A 24159-nucleotide genomic window follows, 5' to 3' on the forward strand; every position below is an offset into this window, starting at 1 on the left:
CCGCGGAGAGGGGCGCACATGGGCTGGACGGTCCTCTACATCGCGTTCGGAATCGTCGCCCTGTGGCTGCTCGGTGAGGTCCTGCTCCAGTACAAGGCGAGACTGCGCTGGCGTGTGCTGGCGTTCAGCGGCTTCCTCGGCGTGGTGCTGGGCGTGCTGATGTCCTCGGTGTTCGTGATCGCCCTGGGCGCCGTCGCCTTCGCCACCGGCCAGACGTTCGTGACGCTGTCCTTCCGGCGCGGCTTCTCCACCGGCTGGGCCCTGGGCGGCAAGCCCCGCACCAGCCGGCGCCGCCGCCCGGTCGCCCCGGGCGCCGCCGCCCCCCCTCCGCCGCCGCCGGTCCCCGACGAAGTGCCGGACTTCGCCCCGGAGTTCACGCCCGAGTTGACGCAGGAGCTACAGGCCAGGGACCTGGCCGACGACACCCCGGCCGAGGGCATCCGATTCCAGGCGTTCGGCGCCGACGAGATATACCTCCAGCCCGATCCGGCCGCGGCCGACCCGTACCAGGAGATGTACGACCCGGCCACCGCCTACGTGGACCCGTACGCCGCGGCGGCCGGGGCCCAGGGCTGGGACGACTACGCGACCCAGCAGCAGGCGGCGGCGCCGTACCCGGCGGAGTACCCGTACCACCAGGAGACCCCGCCCGGCGGCGTCTGGATGCCCCACCAGCGCGAGACGGCCCCCGAACCGGCCCCCGGCACCGGTGGCTACGGCTACCCGCCGCCCGAGGAGCACCCCCACCACAGCGGCTACGGCTACGACACATCGGGCTACTACTCCACGGACGACCAGCGCTACTGACCGCACTGACCGCGCGAGGTCGCCGGCGGGGCGTCCGGGGCTCAGTACGAGCCGCGCCAGTCGGGGCCCTCCACGATCAGTCCGGCCACCAGGGCACCGGACATGCCCGTGTGGGCGAGGCCGCCGCCGGGGTGGGCCAGGCTGCCGGCCCGGTAAGTGCCGGGGAGACGGCCGGTGTTGGGGGTGGACAGGAAAGCGCCGGAGCGGCCCGCGAGGGCGGGCGGCGTGATGACGCCGCCCGGCGCGCCCGTCCGGCGTTCGACGTCGAGCGGTGTGCGGGTCCGGTGCCACAGGACGCGTGACCGCAGCCCGAGACCGGCCGTGTCGGCGGCGGCCAGGAGCCGCTCGGCGAACGTCTCGGCGGTGCCGGGCACCGTCCAGTCCGGCGAGCCCGCCCCCGGCACGGGCACGAGTGCCGAGAGCACCGCCGTCTCGTACCCGGGCCCGGGGCGCAGGGCCGGGTCGTCGGGGCGGAGCACGGACACGGTCAGGTCGCCGGTGTGCAGCAGCGTCCGGTGCGGCGTGCCCGGCGGGCGGGCGCCGCGCAGCGCCAGCAGCAGCGTGAACCGGCTGGCGCCGGACGGCGGCCGGCCGACCCCGGCCGCCGCCCACACCACCGTGTCGGCCGGGTACCGCGTGCCGCCGTCCAGTTCGACGCCCGCCGCGCGGCCCTCGGCCGCCAGGATCCGGGCGGCGGACGCCCGGAAGACGAACTCCACGCCCCGCTCCCGGCAGCGCTCGCGCACCGCGTCGGCCAGCGCCCGCATCCCGCCCGCCGGGTACCACGTCCCGAACGTCTGCTCCGCGTACGCGAGGATCGCCGCGCTCGCCGGGGCCGTCGCCGGGTCGCAGCCGTAGTCCTGGACGACGCCCGTCAGCATCGCGGCCAGCCGGGGGTCGCGCAGCTCGCGGCGGGCCAGCGCGGCCAGGGTGGGGGAGTGCGCGCGGCGGCGGAAGGGGCCGCCGCGGACGGCGGGGTACGGATCGTCGGCGAACGCGGCCAGCCGGCCGGGGTCCGTCAGCGGCTCCTCCAGCAGCGGGCGGCGGGTCGCCTCCCAGGTCTGCCGGGCGCGGCCGAGGAGCGCGGCCCAGCGTTCGCCCGACCCGGCGCCGAGGGCCGCGTCCAGCGCCTGGCGGACGCCGCCGAGGGCGGCGGGCAGCAGGACGGCGGTGCCGTCGGGGAAGCGGTGCTCGACGGCCGGGTCCACCCGCGCCAGATCGACGCACTCGGCCAGCTCCCGCCGGCCGGTCTTGACGAAGAGGTCCCGCCAGACGGCGGGGAAGTGCAGCAGCCCGGGACCGGTGTCGAACGCGACCCCGTCGTGCTCGAAGCGGTCCAGCGCGCCACCGTGGGTGTCGCCGCGTTCCACGACCGTCCCCCGGGGGCCCGCCGTGGCCAGCCGGGCGGCGGCAGCCATGGCGCCCATGCCGGCGCCGACCACCACGATGCGTGCCATGGGCCGGAACTCTACCCGGGGCGCCTGGCGAGGCCGCCCCGGACCAGGGGGGAGAGGGCGGCGCGTACGTCCTCTAAGGAACGGCCCGGGTGGAAGGACTGCCAGTCGAGCGCGCCGACGACCACCATGCCCACCAGCGCCCCGGCGGTGATCTGGATGTCCAGGGACGGGTCGAACTCGCCGGACTTCACGCCCTCCTGGAGCACCTCCTCGACGGCGCCGGACACCTGCCGGTGCACGTCCAGGAGGGTCGGCTGCCAGGAGCGGTTGGTGCGCCACTGCTCGGCCACCAGCAGCCGCGTGAAGTCCGGCCGGGATATGACGAAGTCGAGACCGGCCGCCGCCATGGCCTCCAGGGCGTCGGCGGCGCCGCCCCCCGCCGCGTACGCCGACCGCGCGGCCGAGCGCAGCGCGACGGTCAGCGGGGTGACGCCGTCGCGGAGCAGGTTCTCGAACAGCTCCGTCTTGCTGGCGAAGTTGTAGTAGACCGTGCCCTTCGCCACGCCTGCCCGCTCGGCGATCTGGTCGACGGTGGTGGAGGAGAAGCCTTGTTCGGCGATGAGGGTGACGGCCGCGTCGAAGAGCCGCTGCCGGGTGGCACCGCGCCTGGTGCTGGAGGGTGTCATGGAGGGATTCTCCACCGGGGCCGCCGCGTCGGGCCCCTCCCGGCGCACCACAGGCCCCTCCCGCATCCCCTCCCGGCGCACTCCCGACGGATTGTCAGTGCCATGGCTCACCATGAGCACAGACGCGCATACCGCGCGGATTTGCCGCACCTTACGGAGGTTCGTCATGACCGGACTCCCGACCGACGTGCACCCCGTGCCGGGCCGGGCTTCCTCCCCGGGGCCCGACTCCAGGACCCCGTCCGGGAGCCGTTCCCGGGGGCTGCCGCCCACGCCCGCCGCGCTCGACCTTCTCCACCAGGCCGACCGCGGCCTGGAGGAGGCCGCGTCCCTGTCCGACCCGGGCGAGGCGTTCGTGACCGCCCACCTGGCCGCGCTGCGCGCCGCCGCGGCCGTGCTCGCCGTGCGCGGCCGGCCCGAGGCGACGGCCCGGGGGCGGCGGCGGATCCGCAGCGGGTGGGAGGTGCTGCCGGAGATAGCGCCCGAGCTGGCCGAGTGGAGCGTGCTGTTCGCGGCGAGCGCCGAGCGGCGGGCCAGGATAGAGGCCGGTATCCGCGGGGTGGCGACCCGCGCCGACGCGGACGACCTGCGCCGCGCGGGCGGCTTCTTCCTGCGCCTGGTGGAGGAGATGCTGCTGAGGCAGCCGGTGCTGCGGGTGGACCGTGAGCCGGAAGGGCCGGCCGGGAAGTAGGGTGGTGGCGCCCGGCCCGCCGGGCACCCCGCTCGTCCGTCCCCCGCCCGTCCGCTCACCGGACCCAGCGCACCGAGGAGCCACCCGCATGCCGTCACAGCCGAGGGTCCGCGTCGCGGGCGGTCCGTTGTCCGGTCCGCACGCCCTGCTGCGCGCGGGTGTGGTGTGGGAGGTGCTGCGCGAGGCGCTGGCGCAACGGGCCAGGGCCGCCGGGCGCGCGCGGCTCGACGTGCTCGACCTCGGCGGCGGCAGCGGGCGCTTCGCCGTCCCCGTGGCCGGGCTCGGGCACCACGTCACCGTGGTGGAGCCCAGCCCGGACGCGCTGTTCGCGCTGGAGCGGCGGGCCGCGGAGGAGGGCGTCGCCGACCGGGTGCGGGGCGTGCAGGGCGACACGCAGGACATGCTCGACGTCGCCGGCCGCGAGGGGTTCGACATGGTCCTCTGCCACGGCGTGCTGGAACAGGTGGAGGACCCGGCCGTGGCGCTGCGATCCGTGGTCGGCGCGCTGCGCCGCACGGGCGGCACGCTGAGCCTGCTGGCGGCCGGGGTGGGCGGCGCGGTGCTCTCCCGGGCGCTGGCCGGGCGCTTCACGGAGGCCCGGCACGCCCTTGAGGACCCGGCCGGGCGCTGGGGCGAGGCGGACCCGGTGCCGCACCGGTTCGCCGTGGCCGAGCTCACATCCCTGGTGACGGGGGCGGGACTGGTCCCCGGCGAGGTGCACGGCGTCCGGGTCTTCGCCGATCTGGTGCCCGGATCGCTGGTGGACACCGAGCCCGACGCGCTGGCCGAGCTGATCCGGCTGGAGACCGAGGCCGCGGCCCGGCCCGCGTTCCAGGCCATCGCAGGTCAGCTCCACGTGCTGGCCCGGCTTCCGGACGACCAGTAGTCCGGTTCCTCGTATCATCGGGGAAGAGCCCTGCGGCATGATCCGGGGCCCGCGCGGGAAAGTGTTGTGCAATCCCCGCGGGGCCTGGATGCCGGGTGTGGTGGGCGAAATTGGCGTACAGGGGTGGGTTTCACAGGGAGGCATCCCTGCCTATCCTTGAAGAGTCGGATCGGGTCGCCACCGCGACCGACGAGTAGGAGGACTCCGTGCCGCTCTCGGACCACGAGCAGCGCATGCTCGAACAGATGGAGCGCGCGCTGTACGCCGAAGATCCCAAATTCGCGACAACGCTCGAGGGCACCGAGCTGCGCACGTACACCCGTAAGCGGGTCTACCAGGCGATCGTCGGTTTTCTGGTGGGCATCTGCCTCCTCATGGGGGGCATGGTCGCCCAGTTCATCGCACTCAGCGTGGTGGGATTCCTGGTCATGCTCGGCTGTGCCGTGGTCGCCGTGACGGGCTGGCGCAGGACGCCCCCGGCCGGAGCGGCCCCGGCCCGCGGGACCGGCGCCGGGCGGCGGCAGGGGCGCGGTCAGCGGCAGCGCCGCTCGATGATGACCCGGATCGAGGAGCGCTGGCAGCGGCGCCGCGACGAGCGGGACGACTGACACGGACGACGTAACGGTGGGGCCGCCCGGTGATCCGGGCGGCCCCCTTGTCGCGTGCCGCGCCTTGGGGCGCGCGTGCTCTCAGGCCCGCCGCCAGGGGCGGCGGGCGGACAGCCGCGCCACCCTGGCCCTGAGCCCGGCGACGGCGGTGGCGCGCCGCTCGGCCGCCGCCTCGGTCACCCGCAGGGCCGAACGCGGCAGCAGCAGCGCCCGCAGCCGCTCCAGGCGCCCGGCGCCGCCGCGCAGGCCCTCCCGCGCGGTGCGCACATCGTGGACCAGCCGCCGTTCCGGACGGGCCCCGCGCGGCGCGTACAGCTCCTCCTCGACGGCCAGCGCGCCCCGCCCGACCGCCTCGGCCGGTTCGCCGGTCAGCCCGGCCACCCGCACGACCCGCGCCGCCGCCTGCCGGGGCGTCTCCGAGGCCAGCGGCGTGATGCCGTAGTCCCAGGCGGTGTCCACGAGTTCCCGCCAGGCCGGCAGCGGTCCCGCGTCCGGCAGCAGCCGCCGCGTCCGCACCCGGGACCGCCACAGCAGCGGCCCGGCGGCCAGGCAGACGGCGAGCAGCCCGCCGCCGCCCCAGAGCAGCGGCCAGAGCGCCGGGCCCGCCTCGTTCTCGTCGTCGTCCGGGGTCTTCGGCCGTTCGCCGCAGTCGCCGCCGGCCTGCGGGTCGCACCGGTCGGGGGCGCTGGTGGAGGGGCTGGGCTCGCTGGTGGACGGGCTGGTCTCGTCGTCCCTCGGCTCCCGCGGGGTGCTGTCGCCGGGGCCGGCGGTGTCGGGCCGCGTGTAGGAGGGCAGGCTGCCCTGCCCCGGGGTGGGTTCGAAACGGACCCAGCCCACCCCTTCGAAGTACAGTTCGGGCCACGCGTGGGCGTTGTGGATGCCGACCTCGTAGGTGCCGTCCGGCTGCCGCGTGCCGGGGGTGAAGCCGACCGCGACCTGGGCGGGGATGTCCAGCGCGCGGGCCATGGCCGCCATCGCGAAGGCGAAGTGGACGCAGAACCCCTCGCGGTCCTCCAGGAACCGCACGATGGCCTCGCCGCCGGTCCCGGATTCCACGGCGGTGTCGTAGCGGAAGCCGCCGTCGCGGGTGAACCAGGTCTGGAGGGCGACGGCCCGCTCGTAGTCGTTGGCGGCGCCCTCGGTGACCTCGACGGCCGTCGCGCGGACCTCTTCCGGCAGGTCCCCGGGGACGCGCGTGTAGTAGTCCGTGACCTCCGGCGGCGGCGCGGGCGCGTTCGCGAGCTGTTCGGCGGTGGGCTCGACCAGCAGGTGGCTCACCTCGTAGGTGCGGCCCTGGGTCGTCAGCCCCTCGCGGCCCGCGATCAGCGTCTGCGAGCCCCGGTCGTACCACCAGTCGCCGTCCGTCTCGATCGACTGGGCGGGATACGGCACGGGCAGCGACGTCTGGCGGTGGGTGTCCTCCGCCTCGATCACCGTCGTCACCCCGGTCACCGGCACGGTGGACGCCAGCCCGGGGACCGGCCACGGCGGCGCGGGCGGCGTCGCCTCGTGCCACTCCGAGGAGCGCCACTCCGTTCCGTCGAACTCGTCGAGCGCCACCACCCGCAGATACAGCTCCGACGGCTCGGGGCTGTCGGTCCGGTAGGTCAGGAGGCGCTGGTCCTGCGGGCGGTTGAGCTGGTCCTGGAGCGCGATCACCGGGTTCACCGAGGTGACCGCGGACGAGTCGCCCGTGCCGGGGCCGTCGTCGCCGTCCAGGTCGAACAGCCCCTCGCCCAGCGACGGCAGCAGCACCGGGGCGAGCACCGCGACGCCGAGCGTCACCGCGCCGATCCGGCGGCCCGCCCGCACCCGGGCACCGACGACGATGCCCTGGTCGTTCACCCGCGTCCGGCCCTGCCCCGGCCCGGTGAAGAAGCGGCCCCACCGGCCGAGCCGCCCCCGCCCCCCCGCGAGCAGCAGCACCAGATAACCGGCCGCCGCGACCAGGAAGTACGGCCAGCCCGCGTCGTCCCGGGCGACCCCGGCGGCCACCGAGTACAGCGCGAGGAGCGGCAGCCCGGCGGAGGCGGCGCTGCGCAGGGTCACCGCCAGCACGTCGGCCAGCAGCCCGATGAGCAGGACACCGCCGAGGACCAGCAGCATGATGCCGTCGGTGGCCGGGGCGGGCGCCGGGGAGTCGCCGATGTCCTCCGCGCCGGAGGAGATCAGCCGCCCGAACCGGTCCCCCACGTCCGGCCCCGGCAGCAGGCCCCCGACCGCGTCGTCACGCGCGCAGACCAGGGTCAGCAGCAGCAGCGACACCAGGACCTGCGCGCCGACCGTCACGGCCGCCGGGATCCCGCGCCGGCGCGTCAGCATGCCCGCCGCCGTCTGCGCGGCCAGCAGCAGCGCGGCGCTGACCAGCCAGTCCGCGCCGTCGATCAGCGGCAGCAGCGCCCCGGCCGCGGCCAGCGTGGCCAGCCAGGCGGCGCAGGCGAGGCGTATCCCGCCGTCCATCAGGCCGTTCATCTCCCCGTCCATCTCAGGCGGCCCCTCGGCCCCATCCGCGCGCACGGTACGCGCGCCCGCTCAGTACGGACCCCGGCCGGGGCCGGACAGTTCCAGCGACGCCTGCTGCCACAGCCGGGCCAGCGGCACCCCGGGGTACTGCGCCAGCACCGTCCACCCCGCCGCGCGCAGCGCGCGCCGCCGGCCGGACTCGTACACCGCGTCGTACTGGCCCGCCGCCACGAACGCCACCGCGCTCCCCGCGCGCCTCCGCAGCCGGGCGAGCACCGCGACCTGCTCGGTGTCCGGCGCGCCGACGAACGCGATCAGCAGCCCGCCGCCCCCGCGCAACTCGGTCAGCGCGTGCTCCAGGCCGCCGCCCGGCGTGTGGTCCACGACCGCCAGGGTGTCCAGGATCAGCCCGGTCACCTCGGCCGGATCGGACGCCTCGGTGTCGGGCCCCGGCACCATCGCCCCGGAGCCGGTCAGCAGCCGTACCGCGTACCCCTGGGCCGCCACGTGCGCCACGACCGACGCGGCCCCCGCCACCGCCCGTTCGAACGGCGACTCCGGGCCGCTCCCGACATAGCCGGCGCGCCTGGTGTCCAGGATCACGGTGCAGCGCGCCTTGAACGGCTGCTCCTCGCGCCGCACCATCAGCGACCCGCGGTGCGCCGTGGACCGCCAGTGCACGCGGCGCATGTCGTCGCCGTGCCGGTAGTCCCGGGGGATGATGTCGTCGTCGCCCGCCACCGCGCCGGTGCGCTGCCGCCCGTCCCCGTGGCCGTCGCTGTCGCCGCCGAGCCGCACCGCGGGCAGCGTCTCGATCCGGGGCAGCACGGTCATCACGTCGTAGGCGTTGAACGACCTGCTCAGCTCCACCATCCCGAACGGGTCGGCCAGCCGGAGCTGGAGCGGCCCGAGCGGGTAACGGCCGCGCAGGTCGGAGCGGACGCGGTAGGTCACCTCGCGCCGCCCGCCCGGCTCGATGCGGTCCAGCACGAACCTCGGCCGCGGGCCCAGCACGTACGGCACCCGGTCCTGGAGCAGCAGCAGCCCGCTGGGGACGCGGGCCACGTTCTCCACCCGCAGGTGCACCCGCGACTCGCTGCCCGCCGGCACGCGCGCGGGCGTGAGCCGGCGCGCGGCGGCGACCCGGCTGCGCGTGCGGTGCAGGACCAGGACGCACAGCACCGGCAGCGCGGCCAGCAGCATGCCGACGCGCAGCAGGTCGGGCTGGCCCAGGGTGTACGCGCAGACGGCCGCGGCACCGCCCGCGGCCAGGAACGACCGGCCGCGCGTCGTCAGCCCGCCGAACGCGGCCCGCAGCGGCCCCCGGTCGTCCTCACCGCCGCTCCCGCCGGCGGCGGGAACGCCGGGCCCCGCCATCTAAAGGCCCCGCAGCCGCTGGGCGGCGTACGGATCGGGCACCGAGGTGCGGTGCAGGATCTCGGTGACGAACTGCTCGGTGGTGTGCCGGTTGAGCTGCGCCTGCGCGGACGGCAGCAGCCGGTGGGCCAGCACCGGCACGGCCAGGTGCTGGACGTCGTCGGGCAGCACGAAGCCGCGCCCGGCCAGCGCCGCCGCGGCCTTCGCCGCGCGCAGCAGGTGCAGCGTGGCGCGCGGCGAGGCCCCGAGCCGCAGCTCGGGGTGGCCGCGGGTGGCGGTGGTCAGGTCGACCGCGTACCGGCGCACCGCGTCCGACACGTGGATCTCGCGCACGGCCTCGATCAGCTTCTTGATGTCGTCGGCGTGCGCGGCGGGCCGCAGTGCCTCCAGCGGCGAGAACCCGCCGTGCGTCTCCAGCATCCGCAGCTCGGCCTCGGGGCTCGGGTAACCCACCGAGACGCGGGCCATGAAGCGGTCGCGCTGCGCCTCGGGCAGGGGGTACGTGCCCTCCATCTCGACCGGGTTCTGGGTCGCGATGACCATGAACGGCGACGGCAGCCCGTACGTGCTGCCGTCCGCCGTGACCTGCCGCTCCTCCATCGCCTCCAGCAGCGCCGACTGGGTCTTCGGCGAGGCGCGGTTGATCTCGTCCCCGATGACGATCTGCGCGAACACCGCGCCCGGCTTGAACTCGAACTCCCCGCGCCGCTGGTCGTAGACGCTGACGCCGGTGATGTCCGACGGCAGCAGGTCCGGGGTGAACTGGATGCGCTGCACCGAGCAGTCGATGGACTTCGCCAGCGCCTTCGCCAGCATCGTCTTGCCCACCCCGGGCACGTCCTCGAGCAGCAGGTGCCCCTCGGCGAGCAGCACCGTCAACGAGAGCCGCACGACCTCCGGCTTTCCCTCGATCACGCTCTCCACGGCGCGGCGCACCTGCTCCGCCGTGGCGCTCAGATCGGTGAGCTTCGTTTGCTCCCCATAGGTCGTCACCCGGCCCTCCTCGGTCCCTCATCCCATACCCGGCCCGACACGCGGCCCTCGGCGGCGCCGACCACGCGTCGGTGACCGCGACACCCGAACGGGCCCGTACGGTTGCCGCCCCGCAGCATTCTTCACACTACGGGGGGCACACGTCACGGGGTGGGGGTGTTCTCCGGGTCGATCTCGCGCAGCAGACCGGTCGTCACGTCGAACACGAAACCGCGTACGTCATCAGTGTGCGGGAGAAAAGGCGAGGTCCGCACGCGGGCCATGGACTGCCGGACGTCCTGGTCGAGGTCCTTGAACGACTCGACCGCCCACGCGGGCTTCTGGCCGACCTCCAGCTCCAGATCGTGCCGCCACTCCTCGGAGAGGTTCAGGAGCCCGCAGCCCGTGTGGTGGATGAGCACGACGGCGTTGGTGCCCAGGCCGCGCTGACTGATGGTCAGCGAGCGGATGACGTCGTCCGTCACCACGCCGCCGGCGTTGCGGATCGTATGACAGTCGCCCAGTTCGAGGCCGAGGGCGGCGTGGAGGTCGAGCCGGGCGTCCATGCAGGCGACGATGGCCACCTTGCGTACGGGACGCGCGTCCATGCCGGGGTCCTTGAACCCCTCGGCGTAGCGTTGGTTGGCTGCGACAAGCTCGTCAGTGACCGTATGAGACATGTCCGTGAAGGTAATACGGGTCCGGGGTGCTCGTCTCGCCGGGGCGGGTGACGCGGGTCACAATTGCCCCCGGACGCCGGGCGCGCTCCGCCCCGGCGCGAAACGCCGCACGCGATCAACCTCAGTGATTGACCGGGAAAACTGGTGGGCTAATGTGACGCGGACTGGGAGGCGTGCACAGGCCGCCGTCTTCGCCCGCCACCTGCCTCACCTCCCCTTCGGAAGGCGCATGACGACCAGCAACGACCGGCCGCCGGAAGCCCGGCACCGCCCCGTCTTGCTCCAGCGCTGCCTGGACCTGCTGGGCCCGGCGCTGCACGGCCGGGACGCCGTCGCCGTCGACTGCACCCTCGGCCTGGGCGGCCACAGCGAGGCGCTGCTGACCGCCTTCCCCGCCCTCCGGCTGATCGCCCTCGACCGCGACCCGGCCGCGCTGGAACTCGCCGGCGAGCGCCTCGCCCCCCACGGCGACCGGGCGACCCTGGTCCACGCGGTCTACGACGAACTCCCCGCCGTCCTCGCCCGGCTCGGGGTGGCCTCGGTGGCCGGGGTCCTGTTCGACCTCGGCGTCTCCTCGATGCAACTCGACGAGGCCGACCGGGGTTTCGCCTACGCGCAGGACGCGCCGCTCGACATGCGGATGGACCAGTCGGCAGGGCCGAGCGCCGCCGACGTCCTCAACACCTACCCGGCGGGCGAACTGGTCCGCGGGCTGCCCCACTACGGCGAGGAACGGTTCGCCCGCCGCATCGTCGACGCGGTGGTCCGCGAACGCGCCCGCGAGCCGATCACCACCAGCGCCCGGCTCGTCGCCCTCATCCGCGAGGCCCTGCCCCAGGCGGCCATGCGGACCGGCGGCAACCCCGCCAAGCGCACGTTCCAGGCCCTGCGCATCGAGGTCAACGGCGAACTCGCCTCGCTGGAACGCGCCGCCCCCGCCGCTCTCGACGCCCTGGCGGTCGGCGGCCGGATCGTCGTCCTGTCGTACCAGTCGCTGGAGGACCGGCTCGTCAAGCGGGCACTGGCCGAGGGCGCGCGGAGCACCGCCCCGGCGGGCCTGCCCGTCGTCCCCGAGCAGTACCAGCCCCGGCTGCGCCTGCTCACCCGGGGCGCGGAGCTGCCCACCCCCCGGCTCTTATACACATCTCCCAGCCCACGAGACAGGCAGAAATCTCGGATGCCGTCCTCTGCTTGAAAAAAAAAAAATCTCTATCAAACATCACATCCCCACCCCAGTATAATATGGAGGGGTTATTTAAGGTAGAAGTGAAAGATCCGGTATTATGCTGGGTGTTGCATCTAGGACTGCATCACTATAGTAGGCGACCGGGGAGTAGGATGCCGGGAGTAGTGGTGAAGAGCCCTGCGCCTGGGCAACCCGCGCCCCCGCCTGCGGCTCATCGGCTTCGCGCTGACGCTGGTCATGCTCGCCTTCGGCATCCGCCTGATCCAGGTCCAGGCCGTCGGCGCCGCCGGCTACGCCGAGCAGGCCGCCCTCAACCGGTACGTCACCGTCCCGCTGGCGGCCCAGCGCGGCGACATCACCGACCGCAACGGCACCGCCCTCGCGACCACCGTCGACTCGTACGACATCACCGCCGACCCGCTCCTGTTCACCGAGGCCGAGACCGGCGTCACCGACGCCCCCGAGCAGGCCGCCGCGCTCCTCGCCCCCATCCCCGGCCGCGACCAGGCCGAACTGGCCGCCCTCCTCGACGACGCCGACTCGCGGTACGCCGCCCTCGCCCGCCAGCAGACCCCGCAGACCTGGCGGCAGATCCAGGACCTGCGCACCGCCCTGGGCGAGCAGGCCGCCAAGGGCACCGGCACCCAGGTGCTCGCTGGCGTCTTCGCCGAGGAGAACAGCAAGCGCGTGTACCCGAACGAGGACCTCGCCGCCGCCGTCCTCGGGTTCGTCAACGCGGAGGGCCACGGCGGCGGCGGCCTCGAAGCTCAGTACGACGAGCAGCTCTCCGGCGAGGACGGCACCGTCACCTACGCCCAGTCCGGCGGCCGGCGGGTGCCCACCGCCGGTGAGGACGAGCAGCCCGCCGTGCCCGGCACCGACATGGAGCTGACCCTCGACCGCGACATCCAGTGGGCCGCCCAGAGCGCCATCACCGAGCAGGTCGAGGAGTCCGAGGCCGACGGCGGCTACGTCGTCGTCCAGGACACCACCACCGGCGAGATCCTCGCCCTGGCCAGCGCGCCCGGCTACGACCCCAACGACATGGCGGAGGCCGACGCCGAGGGCCTGGGCAACCCGGCCCTGGAGGACGCCTTCGAGCTGGGCTCCACCAGCAAGGTCATCACCATGGCCGCCGTGCTGGAGGAGCAGGCCGCCACCCCGGACACCCACGTCACCGTCCCCAACCGGCTGCCGCGCGCCGACCGCAACTTCGCCGACCACGAGGAACACCCGACGCTCTACCTGACCCTCGCCGGGGTCCTGGCCCAGTCGAGCAACATCGGCACCATCCTCGCCGCCGAGGAACTGGGCGACACCCAGGCCGAGGCCAACTCCGTCCTGTACTCCTACCTGCGCGCCTTCGGCTTCGGCGAGCCCACCGGCCTCGGCTTCCCCGGCGAGACCCCCGGCATCCTCGCCCCGCCCGAGGACTGGGACGCCTCGCAGCAGTACACGATCCCGTTCGGCCAGGGCCTGTCCGTCAACGCCGTGCAGGCCGCCTCCGTCTACTCGACGATCGCCAACGGCGGCGAGCGGATCACCCCCAGCCTGGTCCGCGGCACCACCGGCCCCGACGGCCAGTACGAGCCGGCGCCCGAGCCCGAACGGACCCGCGTCGTCAGCGAGGACACCGCCCACCAGCTCACCGAGATGCTGGAGACCGTCGTCGTCGACCCCGACGGCACCGGCAGCGCCGCCCAGATCCCCGGCTACCGGGTGGCGGGCAAGACCGGCACCGCCAACCGGGTGGACCCGGAGTCCGGCCGCTACGAGGGCTACACCCCGTCGTTCGCCGGTTTCGCGCCCGCCGACGATCCCCGCGTCACCGTGTACTGCGTCGTGCAGAACCCCACCGCCGGCGGCTACACCGGCAGCGGCGTCTGCGGCCCGGTCTTCAACGAGGTCATGCGGTTCTCGCTGGCGGCCCTGGAGGTCCCCCCCCCCGGCGAGGAATTCGACGGCCTGCCGGTCACCTTCGATCCCGACGCCTGACGAGCGGAGCACGCGCACGTGAGAACCATCCCCGACGGGTCACCCTCGTTTCGCCCCACCCCCGGCACGCCCGGTACGCTCACCGCCGTGCCACACGCTGATCAGTCCCGCCGGGCGCCGCGCCCCCGGAACGTCCGGCCCGTGCCGCTGGCGGAGCTGGCCCGGTCGCTCGGCGCGGACGACCCCGCCCCGGGGAGCGGACGGGCCGTCACCGGCATCACCCACGACTCGCGTTCCGTCCGTCCGGGCGACCTCTACGCGGCGCTGCCCGGCGCCCGCGCGCACGGCGCGGACTTCGCCGGCCAGGCCGCCGCGCTGGGCGCCGTCGCCGTCCTCACCGACCCCGCGGGCGCCGAACGCGCCGCCGCCGCCGGGCTGCCGGTGCTGACCGTCCCCGACCCGCGCGGCGTGATGGGCGCGCTGGCCGTCACCGTCTACGACGACCCGGGCCGCGACCTGCTCCAGATCGGCGTCACCGGGACGGCGGGCAAGACCACCACGACCTACCTCATCGAGGGCGGGCTGCGCCGGGCGGGCGACGGCGACGGGAAGACCGGGCTGATCGGCACGGTCGAGACCCGCGTCGGTGACGAGCGCGTCAAGTCCGAGCGCACCACCCCCGAGGCGAGCGACCTCCAGGCCCTGTTCGGCCGGATGCGGGAGAGCGGCGTCCGTTCCGTCGCCATGGAGGTCTCCAGCCACGCGCTCACCCTGGGCCGCGTCGACGGCTGCGTCTTCGACGTGGCGGTCTTCACCAACCTCAGCCCGGAGCACCTGGACTTCCACGCCGACCTGGAGGACTACTTCCAGGCCAAGGCACGGCTGTTCACGCCCGAACGGTCCCGCGCGGCCGTCGTCAACCTCGACGACGAACACGGCCGGCGGCTGGCCCGTGAGGCCGGTGTCCCCGTCACCACCTACTCCGCCGAGGGCCACCCCGACGCCGACTGGCGCGCCGTGGACATCGAGCCGGGCCCGCTCGGCTCCACCTTCACCGCGCTCGGCCCCGACGGCGTCCGCGTCCGGGCCGCCGCCCCGCTGCCCGGCGCGTTCAACGTCGCCAACGCGCTGGCCGCCCTGGCCGCCCTGGCCGTCGCGGGCCTCGACCCGGTGGCCGCCGCCGAGGGCATCGCCGCCGTCCCCGGCGTCCCCGGCCGCCTCGAACGGGTCGACGCCGGGCAGCCGTACCTCGCCGTCGTGGACTACGCCCACAAGCCCGACGCGGTCGAGTCCGTGCTGCACGCCCTCCGCAAGGTGACGACGGGCCGGCTGCACGCCGTCCTCGGCTGCGGCGGCGACCGCGACCCCCACAAGCGGCCCCTGATGGGTGCCGCCCTGGCCCGGCTGGCCGACACCGCCGTGCTCACCTCGGACAACCCCCGGTCCGAGGACCCGCTCGCCATCCTGGCCGCGATGCTCGCCGGCGCCGCCGAGGTCCCCGCGCACGAGCGCGGCACCGTGCTGGTCGAAGTGGACCGCGCCGCCGCCATCGCCGCCGCCGTGGCCCGCGCCGAGCCGGGCGACACCGTGGTGGTGGCCGGCAAGGGGCACGAGCAGGGCCAGGACATCGCCGGAGTCATCCGGCCCTTCGACGACCGTGAGGAGCTGCGCGCGGCCATCGGGCGCGGCTCGCACACCCACCCGTCCCCGAGAACCGACGCCAGGCGAGGCCCGCTGCAGTGATCCCCCTTCCCGTTGCTGAGCTCATCACGGTCGTGCGGGGAGAGCCGCACGACATACCGGAGCCGCCACCCCACGTCACCGGGCCCGTGGTCATCGACTCCAGGCTGACCGAGCCCGGCTCACTCTTCGCCGCCCTGCCCGGCGAGAACGTCGACGGCCACGACTTCGCCGCCGCCGCCGTCGCCGCGGGCGCCGCGGCGGTGCTCGCCACCCGTCCCGTCGGCGTGCCCGCGATCGTCGTGGACGACGTGACGGAGGCGCTCGGCGCGCTCGCCCGGCACGTCGTCGCCGGTCTGGGCACCACCGTCGTCGCGCTCACCGGCTCGGCCGGCAAGACCAGCACCAAGGACCTGATCGCCCAGCTCCTGGAGCGCGCGGGCGAGACGGTCTGGACACCCGGCTCGTTCAACAACGAGATCGGCCTGCCCCTGACCGCGCTGCGCGCCACGGACTCCACCCGGTTCCTCGTGCTGGAGATGGGCGCCCGGGGCATCGGCCACATCCGCTATCTGACCTCGCTGACACCGCCCCGGATCGGCGTCGTCCTCAACGTCGGCACCGCGCACATCGGGGAGTTCGGCGGGCGGGAGGCCATCGCCATCGCCAAGGGCGAGCTGGTCGAGGCGCTGCCGTCCGCCGCGGACGGCGGCGTGGCCGTGCTCAACGCGGACGATCCGCTGGTCCGCGCCATGGCGGCCCGCACCTCCGCGCGCACGCTGCTCTTCGGGGAGTCCCCGGAGGCGGCGATCCGCGCCGAGGACCCACGCCTCACGGCCGACGGCCGCCCCTCGTTCCGCCTGCGGACCCCCACCGGGTGCGCCGACGTGACCATGCGCCTGTACGGTGAGCACCACGTGTCGAACGCGCTTGCCGCTGCCGCTGTGGCGCATGAGGTAGGCATGTCCGCGACGGCGATCGCCGAAACCCTGTCCGCCGCGGGCGCGCTGTCCAAGTGGCGCATGGAGGTCACCGAGCGGGCGGACGGCGTGACCATCGTCAACGACGCCTACAACGCCAACCCCGAATCCATGCGGGCCGCGCTGCGCACCCTCGCCGCCATGGGCGAGGCCGCCCGCGCGCGGGGGGGCCGTACGTGGGCGGTGCTCGGCCGGATGGCCGAGCTCGGCGACGACGCTTTCGCCGAGCACGACGCGGTCGGGCGGCTCGCCGTCCGGCTCAACGTCAGCAGGCTCGTGTCGGTGGGCGGCCGGGAGGCCGCCTGGCTGGACATGGGCGCCAAGAACGAGGGTTCGTGGGGTGAGGAGTCGGTGCACGTGTCCGACGCTCAAGCAGCGGTCGAGCTGCTGCGCGGTGAGCTGCGGCCGGGAGATGTGGTGCTGGTGAAGGCGTCCAGGGCGGTCGGCCTGGAACGCGTGGCCCTCCGGCTCGCGGACGACGCGGCGGGCGGCGCCGAGGGCGAGGTCGCCGCCCGATGAGGCAGATCCTCTTCTCCGGTGCCATCGGACTCTTCCTGACCCTGATCGGGACTCCGCTGCTCATCAAGCTGCTCGCCCGCAAGGGATACGGGCAGTACATCCGCGACGACGGCCCGCGTGACCACCACAGCAAGCGCGGCACGCCCACCATGGGCGGCATCGCGTTCATCCTGGCCACGCTGATCGCCTACGCGGCGACCAAGATCATGCCCAGTGAACAGCCCACCATCTCGGGCCTGCTGGTGCTGTTCCTGATGGCCGGCATGGGCCTGGTCGGCTTCCTGGACGACTACATCAAGATCGTCCGGCGGCGCAGCCTGGGCCTGCGGGCCGGCGCGAAGATGCTCGGCCAGTTCATCGTGGGCGTCACGTTCGCGATCCTCTCCCTGAACTTCGCGGACGCCCGCCAGCTCACCCCCGCCTCCACGCACCTGTCGTTCACGCAGGACTTCGCGTGGAGCATCGGGCCGGTGCTGTTCGTGGTGTGGGCGCTGTTCATGATCCTGGCGATGTCCAACGGCGTGAACCTGACCGACGGTCTGGACGGCCTGGCGACCGGCGCGTCCGTCATGGTCTTCGGCGCGTACGTCTTCATCGGTGTCTGGCAGTACGGCCAGACCTGCTCGGAGTTCGCCACCGCCGGGGCCTCCTGCTACGAGGTGCGCGACCCGCTCGACGGCGCCATCGTCGCCGCCGCCCTGATGGGCGCGCTCTTCGGCTTCCTGTGGTGGAACACCTCGCCCGCCAAGATCTTCATGGGCGACACCGGTTCCCTCGCCCTGGGCGGCGCGCTGGCCGGCCTGGCCATCGTCTCCCGCACCGAGCTGCTGATGGCCGTGCTGGGCGGGCTGTTCGTCCTGATCACCATGTCGGTGGTCATCCAGGTCGGCTCCTTCCGGCTCACCGGCCGCCGCGTGTTCAAGATGGCGCCGCTCCAGCACCACTTCGAGCTGAAGGGCTGGAGCGAGGTGCTGGTGGTCGTCAGGTTCTGGATCATCCAGGGCATGTGCGTGATCGTCGGCATCGGCATCTTCTACGGCACGTGGGTGGCGGACTGGTGACCGGGACACCGTCCTTCGCGGGCCGGCGCGTCACCGTCGCCGGGCTCGGCGTCAGCGGGGTCAGCGCCGCCCGCGCCCTGGCCGGGCTCGGCGCCCTGGTCACCGTCGTGGACGCCGGAGAGGGCGAGCGGCAGCGCGCCCGCGCCGCCGAACTCGCCGCCGACGGGATCGAGGTCAGGCCCGGCGACGGGGACACCCTGCCGGCGGGCACCGATCTGGTGGTCACCTCGCCCGGCTGGCTGCCGGACAGCCCGCTGTTCGCCGCCGCCGCGGCGGCCGGGGTGGAAGTCGTCGGGGACGTCGAGATCGCGTGGCGGCTGCGTGGCGAGAACGGGCCGCCCTGGCTCGCCGTCACCGGCACCAACGGCAAGACCACGACGGTCCGCATGCTCGCCGCCATCCTCACGGCGGCGGGCCTGCGTACCGCCGCCGTCGGCAACATCGGCACCCCGATCATCGACACCGTGCTGGCCGACCCGCCCTACGACGTGCTCGCGGTGGAACTGTCGAGCTACCAGTTGCACTGGGCGCCCTCGGTCCGCCCGCACTCGGCGGCCGTGCTCAACCTGGCGCCCGACCACCTCGACTGGCACGGCTCGATGGCGGCGTACGCGGCCGACAAGGGCCGGGTCTACCAGGGCAACCGGGTCGCCTGCGTCTACAACGCCGCCGACCCGGCGACCGAGGCGCTGGTCCGCGAGGCCGACGTGGTGGAGGGCTGCCGGGCCGTCGGATTCACCCTCGGCCCGCCCGGCCTTTCCGAACTCGGCGTCGTGGACGGCATCCTGGTCGACCGGGCCTTCGTCCCCGACCGGCGTCACACGGCCCAGGAGCTGGCCGAGGTCTCCGACGTCCGCCCGCCCGCCCCGCACAACATCGCCAACGCCCTGGCCGCCGCCGCCCTGGCCCGCGCCTACGGCGTGGAGCCCCGGGCGGTCCGGGACGGCCTGCGGGCCTTCCGCCCCGACGCGCACCGCATCGCGCACGTCGCGGACGTGGCGGGCGGGGCGTACGTGGACGACTCCAAAGCCACCAACACCCATGCCGCGCAGGCGTCCCTGAGTGCCTACGAGCCGGTCGTGTGGATCGCCGGCGGACTGGCCAAGGGCGCCACGTTCGACGAGCTGGTGGCCGGCGCCGCGGGGCGGCTGCGCGGCGCGGTGCTCATCGGCGCCGACCGGCACCTGATCGCCGCGGCCCTGGCGCGACACGCGCCGGATGTCCCGGTGGTGGACCTCGACCGGACCGACACTGGGGCGATGGCGGCGGCAGTGCGCGAGGCGTCCCGGCTCGCCCGCGAGGGGGACACCGTCCTGATGGCTCCGGCCTGTGCCTCGATGGACATGTTCACGAACTACACCGAGCGGGGCGACGCCTTCGCCGCCGCCGTCCGCGACCTGGCACGAGAAGAGCAGTAGCCCGCGGACCCGCCGGCGCGGGACGAAGGAGGGGCCGACGATGACGGCTGACCACCGGGCGACGCCGCCCGGTGGTCAGCCGTCATCGTCGGCCCCTCCTTCGTAGATTTGTGTAACAGTCAGGTCAGAGACCGGTGCCCCTCCCGCCGCGCGCCCCTCGCCCACCCCAGTTCCTGGTCCGCGCGCGCCGGGCGTGGGACCGGCCCCTGACGGCCTATTACGTCATCATGGGCACCGGTCTGCTCATCACCCTGCTCGGTCTGGTGATGGTCTTCTCCGCCTCCCAGATCCAGGCGCTGCGTTACGACCTGCCCGCCACGTTCTACTTCCGCAAGCAGTTGCTGGCCGCCGTGCTCGGGACCGGGCTGCTGTTCATCGCCTCCCGCGTGCCCGTGCGGCTGCTGCGCGCCCTCACCTACCCGTTCCTCGCCCTCACCGTCGTCCTGCTGGTCCTGGTCCAGGTGCCCGGCGTCGGGGTCGAGGTCAACGGCAGCACCAACTGGCTGGCGATCGGCGGCTCGTTCCAGCTCCAGCCCAGCGAGTTCGCCAAGCTGGCGCTGGTGCTCTGGGGCGCCGACCTCCTCGCCCGCAAGGGGGACAAGCGGCTGCTGACCCAGTGGCGGCACCTGCTGGTCCCGCTCGTCCCCGGCGCGCTGCTGGTCTGCGGCCTGGTCATGGTCGGCGGCGACATGGGCACCGTGATGATCCTGACGGCGATCCTCTTCGCGCTGCTGTGGCTGGCCGGCGCGCCCACCCGGCTGTTCTCCGGGGTGCTGGGCGCCGCAGCGGTCCTCGGCGCGCTCTTCATCGCCACCAGTCCGCACCGGATGGACCGGCTCGCCTGCATGGGCGCCACCGATCCCGGCGAGAACGACCGCTGCTGGCAGGCCGTCCACGGGATCTACGCCCTCGCCTCGGGAGGGTGGTTCGGTTCCGGGCTGGGGGCCAGTGTGGAAAAATGGGGTGAACTCCCGGAGCCGCACACGGACTTCATCTTCGCCATCACCGGGGAGGAGCTCGGCCTGGCGGGTACGCTGTCGGTGCTCGCCCTCTTCGCGGCTCTAGGCTATGCGGGTATCCGCGTGGCCGGACGCACGGAGGACCCCTTCGTGAGGTATGCCGCGGGAGGGGTGACGGCCTGGCTCATGGTCCAGACCGTGATCAACATCGGCGCGGTGCTGGGCCTGTTGCCCATCGCCGGGGTGCCCCTGCCGCTGTTCTCGTACGGGGGTTCCGCCCTGCTGCCCACCATGTTCGCCGTCGGTCTGCTGATCGCGTTCGCGCGCAGTGACCCGGCGGCGAGGGCGGCCCTGGCCATGCGGGGACCCGGGCTGAGATGGAAGACGATGGGACGGCGCGTGAGAAGGGCGCTGTCCGGAGAGCGGTGAAATTCGGTGCATGTTGTCCTCGCCGGCGGGGGGACCGCCGGCCACATCGAGCCCGCGCTCGCCCTCGCGGACGCTCTGCGCAGGCACGATCCGACCGTGGGCATCACCGCCCTGGGCACGGAACGCGGCCTGGAGACGCGGCTGGTGCCCGAACGCGGCTACGAACTGGGCCTGATCCCCGCCGTGCCGCTGCCCCGCAAACCGACCCCGGAGCTGATCACGGTCCCGGGCCGGCTGCGCGGCACGATCAAGGCGGCGGAGGAGATCCTCGAACGCACCAAGGCGGACTGCGTGGTCGGCTTCGGCGGCTACGTCGCGCTCCCCGGCTATCTGGCCGCCAAGCACCTGCGGGTGCCGATCGTGGTGCACGAGGCCAACGCCCGTCCCGGGCTCGCCAACCGGATCGGCGCGCGGTACACGAAGTTCGTCGCCGTCTCCACGCCGGAGAGCAAGCTCCGGCACGCCCGTTACATCGGCATCCCGCTGCGCCGCTCGATCGCCACGCTGGACCGCTCGGCGGTCCGGCACGAGGCCCGCGCGTTCTTCGGCCTGGACGCCAACCTGCCCACGCTGCTGGTCTCCGGCGGCTCGCAGGGCGCCCGGCGGCTGAACGAGGTCATCGCGACGGTCGTCCCCGCCCTCCAGCGCTCCGGCGTCCAGGTGCTGCACGCGGTCGGTCCGAAGAACGAACTGCCGCAGATCGACACCATGCCCGGAATGCCGCCTTATGTCCCGCTATCGTATGTGGACCGCATGGACCTCGCGTACGCAGCGGCGGACATGATGCTCTGCCGCGCGGGCGCGATGACCGTGGCCGAACTCTCCGCCGTCGGGCTGCCCGCCGCCTACGTCCCGCTGCCGATCGGCAACGGCGAACAGCGGCTCAACGCCCAGCCGGTGGTCAAGGCCGGCGGCGGACTGCTGGTCGACGACGCGGAACTGACGCCGGAATGGGTCAGGAGCTCCGTCCTGCCGGTCCTCACCGACCCGGGACAGCTCCTGTCGATGTCCCGGGCCGCCGCCGAGTTCGGCCGCAGGGACTCGGACGAGCTGCTGCTCGGCATGGTGCACGAAGCGATCGCGGCGCGCAGGGCGTAGCCGCGGACCGGGGAGATGAGAGAGCGTGGCCGGAGCGACGACCGCCCAGCGCGGTGGTGAGCGACGTCGGTCGGACTCCGGCCCGCGCACACCGCCCCGGCGCGGTCCGCGCCCGCTCCCGCGGCGCGTCCGCCTGCTGCTGGTGGTGCTCGCGGTGACGCTGACCGTGGGTGGCTTCGGCACCTGGGTGCTGTACGGCTCGGACTGGCTGCGGATCGAACAGGTCTCGGTGCGCTGGGACGAGGACAGCCCGGCGAAGCTGACGGAGGACCAGGTCCTGGCCGCCGCGGGCGTCTCCCTGGGCTCCCCGATGGCGTCCCTCGACCAGGACGCCGTCAGCGACCGGATGCTGGAGGCGCTGCCGCGCCTGGCGTCGGTGGACGTGGTCCGGGCCTGGCCGCACGGGGTTTCGCTGAAGGTCCGCGAGCGCGAGGCCGAGGTGCTGATCCCGGACGACGGCGCCTACGCCGAGGTGGACGCCGACGGCGTGCGGTTCGGCGAGGTGGACGAGGCCGTGGCGGGCGTGCCGTTGCTCGAACTCGACCTGGACGACAGCCCGAGCACCCGCCGGTTCGGCGAGGACCGTATCCGCGCCGAGGCGGTGACCGTGGCGGCGGCCCTGCCGGAATCCGTCCGCCGCGACACGCGTGTCATCCGGGTCACCTCTTACGACTCCATCACTTTGGAGTTGTCGGACGACCGCACCGTGCGGTGGGGAAGTGCGGAGGACTCGGCAGCCAAGGCCGAGGCACTCGGCGTAGTCATGCGTGCGGCCGGTGATGCCCGCCACTTCGATGTGAGTGTCCCCAGTGCCCCTGCGGTGGTGGGAGGTTGACGTGCCCCGCGCGTGATCACATAGGGTGAAAAGAAAAACAGGAGGTTCGGCGTGTTCGTTGAACGCGTACCACTTGTCGACTTAGTGTCCGTTCCGAGGATTCCAAGGAACGGCGAGCACAGGTAACCCTAAACTTGAGCGTTAGGGTTCGGGGCGGCTTATCCCTCCGCCCCATCGGCATGAGTCGGCGCACTGCGGCACCCGCGGAGCGACGACACGTAAATCGAGGCGAGAGGCCTTCGACGTGGCAGCACCGCAGAACTACCTCGCAGTCATCAAGGTCGTCGGAATCGGCGGCGGTGGCGTCAACGCCATCAACCGGATGATCGAGGTCGGTCTCAAGGGCGTCGAGTTCATCGCGATCAACACCGATGCGCAGGCGCTGCTGATGAGCGACGCCGACGTCAAGCTCGACGTCGGCCGTGAGCTCACCCGCGGGCTGGGCGCGGGCGCCAATCCGGACGTCGGTCGCAAGGCTGCCGAAGACCACCGTGAGGAGATCGAGGAGGTCCTCAAGGGGGCCGACATGGTCTTCGTCACCGCGGGCGAGGGCGGCGGCACCGGTACGGGTGGTGCTCCGGTCGTGGCGAACATCGCACGCTCCCTGGGCGCGCTGACCATCGGCGTGGTCACCCGTCCGTTCACCTTCGAGGGCCGCCGTCGCGCCAACCAGGCGGAGGACGGCATCGCCAGCCTGCGCGACGAGGTCGACACCCTCATCGTCATCCCCAACGACCGGCTGCTGTCGATCTCGGACCGCCAGGTCAGCGTGCTGGACGCCTTCAAGTCCGCCGACCAGGTCCTGCTGTCCGGTGTGCAGGGCATCACCGATCTCATCACCACCCCCGGCCTGATCAACCTGGACTTCGCGGATGTGAAGTCCGTGATGTCCGAGGCCGGTTCGGCTCTCATGGGCATCGGCTCGGCCCGCGGCGACGACCGCGCGGTGGCCGCCGCCGAGATGGCCATCTCCTCCCCGCTGCTCGAGGCGTCGATCGACGGCGCCCGCGGCGTGCTGCTGTCCATCTCCGGCGGCTCCGACCTCGGTCTGTTCGAGATCAACGAGGCGGCGCAGCTCGTCAGCGAGGCGGCCCACCCCGAGGCGAACATCATCTTCGGCGCCGTCATCGACGACGCGCTCGGCGACGAGGTGCGGGTCACCGTGATCGCCGCCGGTTTCGACGGTGGCCAGCCACCGGCCCGGTCCCGGGACAAGGCGCTCGGGAACTACGGCGCCAAGGAGGAGCCGGCCCCGCCGGTGCAGGACCGGGTCGCGGCCGAGCCGGAGCCGGAGCGGCCCGCGTTCGGCGGCCTGGGCGCGCTGCCCTCGCGCGAGGCGGGCGTGCTCGCCGACCGCGACGGCTCCGCCGAGCAGGCCGAGCCGGCCCGCGAGCCGCTGAAGGGCGGCGCCCCGCAGGTTCCGTCGGCCCGGCCCTACGACGGCGGCCAGGTCGAGGAGCTCGATGTGCCCGACTTCCTCAAGTAGGAGAAG

Annotated in this window: 19 protein-coding genes; 13 read left to right on the forward strand and 6 right to left on the reverse strand. The window is 73.8% G+C overall.

Features of this window, described 5'->3' with window-relative positions:
- Positions 1–18: 18 nt before the first annotated feature.
- On the forward strand, positions 19–807 hold the full coding sequence (locus BN2279_RS27695; protein ID WP_079032123.1) for a hypothetical protein: 789 nt from the start codon (positions 19–21) through the stop codon (positions 805–807).
- Positions 808–848: 41 nt separating this feature from the next.
- Here BN2279_RS27695 and BN2279_RS13010 read toward each other — a convergent pair whose 3' ends face one another.
- Together BN2279_RS13010 and BN2279_RS13015 are read right to left on the reverse strand one after the other, a co-directional pair.
- Positions 849–2264 carry a phytoene desaturase family protein gene (locus BN2279_RS13010; RefSeq protein ID WP_059009075.1) on the reverse strand — a complete coding sequence of 472 codons (1416 nt, stop codon included), beginning with the start codon at positions 2262–2264 and terminating at the stop codon, positions 849–851.
- Between the two features lie 11 nt (positions 2265–2275).
- Positions 2276–2890: a TetR/AcrR family transcriptional regulator gene (locus BN2279_RS13015; RefSeq protein WP_079032166.1), complete on the reverse strand. Its 615-nt coding sequence runs from the start codon at positions 2888–2890 to the stop codon at positions 2276–2278.
- Between the two features lie 166 nt (positions 2891–3056).
- On the opposite strand from BN2279_RS13015, the gene BN2279_RS13020 reads away from it, so the two are divergent.
- The 3 genes from BN2279_RS13020 (at position 3057) to BN2279_RS13030 (ending at position 5075) form a co-directional block, all read left to right on the forward strand.
- Positions 3057–3581 (forward strand): SAV_6107 family HEPN domain-containing protein, encoded by a 525-nt coding sequence (locus BN2279_RS13020; RefSeq protein ID WP_059009077.1) that lies wholly within the window; start codon positions 3057–3059, stop codon positions 3579–3581.
- An 88-nt stretch (positions 3582–3669) separates the two neighbouring features.
- Complete coding sequence (locus BN2279_RS13025; protein WP_059009081.1) at positions 3670–4467, forward strand: methyltransferase; 798 nt, start codon at positions 3670–3672, stop codon at positions 4465–4467.
- A gap of 206 nt (positions 4468–4673) precedes the next feature.
- Positions 4674–5075, forward strand: a complete 402-nt coding sequence (locus tag BN2279_RS13030) for a DUF3040 domain-containing protein (protein WP_059009084.1) — start codon at positions 4674–4676, stop codon at positions 5073–5075.
- 81 nt (positions 5076–5156) lie between these two features.
- On the opposite strand, the gene BN2279_RS13035 is transcribed toward BN2279_RS13030, so the two are convergent.
- The 4 genes from BN2279_RS13035 to BN2279_RS13050 form a co-directional block, all read right to left on the reverse strand.
- A complete protein-coding gene (locus BN2279_RS13035; RefSeq protein ID WP_234347810.1) occupies positions 5157–7559 on the reverse strand; it encodes a transglutaminase TgpA family protein in 2403 nt (800 codons plus the stop codon).
- Positions 7560–7607: 48 nt separating this feature from the next.
- Positions 7608–8915: a DUF58 domain-containing protein gene (locus BN2279_RS13040; protein WP_059009087.1), complete on the reverse strand. Its 1308-nt coding sequence runs from the start codon at positions 8913–8915 to the stop codon at positions 7608–7610.
- Positions 8916–9908 (reverse strand): AAA family ATPase, encoded by a 993-nt coding sequence (locus BN2279_RS13045; protein WP_059009088.1) that lies wholly within the window; start codon positions 9906–9908, stop codon positions 8916–8918.
- Positions 9909–10051: 143 nt separating this feature from the next.
- Complete coding sequence (locus tag BN2279_RS13050; protein WP_059009090.1) at positions 10052–10567, reverse strand: beta-class carbonic anhydrase; 516 nt, start codon at positions 10565–10567, stop codon at positions 10052–10054.
- A 1423-nt stretch (positions 10568–11990) separates the two neighbouring features.
- Here BN2279_RS13050 and BN2279_RS13060 point away from each other — a divergent pair.
- The 9 genes from BN2279_RS13060 (at position 11991) to ftsZ (ending at position 24153) form a co-directional block, all read left to right on the forward strand.
- A complete protein-coding gene (locus tag BN2279_RS13060; RefSeq protein WP_059009094.1) occupies positions 11991–13748 on the forward strand; it encodes a peptidoglycan D,D-transpeptidase FtsI family protein in 1758 nt (585 codons plus the stop codon).
- A gap of 87 nt (positions 13749–13835) precedes the next feature.
- Entirely contained in the window at positions 13836–15431 is a 1596-nt protein-coding gene (locus BN2279_RS13065; RefSeq protein WP_407702236.1) for a UDP-N-acetylmuramoyl-L-alanyl-D-glutamate--2,6-diaminopimelate ligase, read from the forward strand.
- Positions 15428–16867: a UDP-N-acetylmuramoyl-tripeptide--D-alanyl-D-alanine ligase gene (locus tag BN2279_RS13070; protein ID WP_059009098.1), complete on the forward strand. Its 1440-nt coding sequence runs from the start codon at positions 15428–15430 to the stop codon at positions 16865–16867. Before BN2279_RS13065 ends, BN2279_RS13070 begins: the two co-directional genes overlap by 4 nt.
- Positions 16864–17928 carry a phospho-N-acetylmuramoyl-pentapeptide-transferase gene (mraY, locus tag BN2279_RS13075; RefSeq protein WP_059009100.1) on the forward strand — a complete coding sequence of 355 codons (1065 nt, stop codon included), beginning with the start codon at positions 16864–16866 and terminating at the stop codon, positions 17926–17928. Before BN2279_RS13070 ends, mraY begins: the two co-directional genes overlap by 4 nt.
- Positions 17925–19346: a UDP-N-acetylmuramoyl-L-alanine--D-glutamate ligase gene (gene murD, locus BN2279_RS13080; protein ID WP_059009647.1), complete on the forward strand. Its 1422-nt coding sequence runs from the start codon at positions 17925–17927 to the stop codon at positions 19344–19346. The genes mraY and murD overlap by 4 nt, the downstream gene beginning before the upstream one ends.
- Positions 19347–19480: 134 nt before the next feature.
- A complete protein-coding gene (ftsW, locus tag BN2279_RS13085) occupies positions 19481–20734 on the forward strand; it encodes a putative lipid II flippase FtsW (protein WP_059009102.1) in 1254 nt (417 codons plus the stop codon).
- 6 nt (positions 20735–20740) lie between these two features.
- Positions 20741–21832, forward strand: a complete 1092-nt coding sequence (murG, locus tag BN2279_RS13090) for an undecaprenyldiphospho-muramoylpentapeptide beta-N-acetylglucosaminyltransferase (RefSeq protein ID WP_059009104.1) — start codon at positions 20741–20743, stop codon at positions 21830–21832.
- A 25-nt stretch (positions 21833–21857) separates the two neighbouring features.
- Positions 21858–22667 carry a cell division protein FtsQ/DivIB gene (locus BN2279_RS13095; protein WP_059009106.1) on the forward strand — a complete coding sequence of 270 codons (810 nt, stop codon included), beginning with the start codon at positions 21858–21860 and terminating at the stop codon, positions 22665–22667.
- A gap of 244 nt (positions 22668–22911) precedes the next feature.
- On the forward strand, positions 22912–24153 hold the full coding sequence (gene ftsZ / locus BN2279_RS13100) for a cell division protein FtsZ (protein ID WP_059009108.1): 1242 nt from the start codon (positions 22912–22914) through the stop codon (positions 24151–24153).
- The last annotated feature ends 6 nt before the right edge of the window (positions 24154–24159 follow it).

This window comes from Streptomyces specialis (assembly GCF_001493375.1).
Taxonomy (GTDB): Bacteria; Actinomycetota; Actinomycetes; order Streptomycetales; family Streptomycetaceae; genus Streptomyces; species Streptomyces specialis.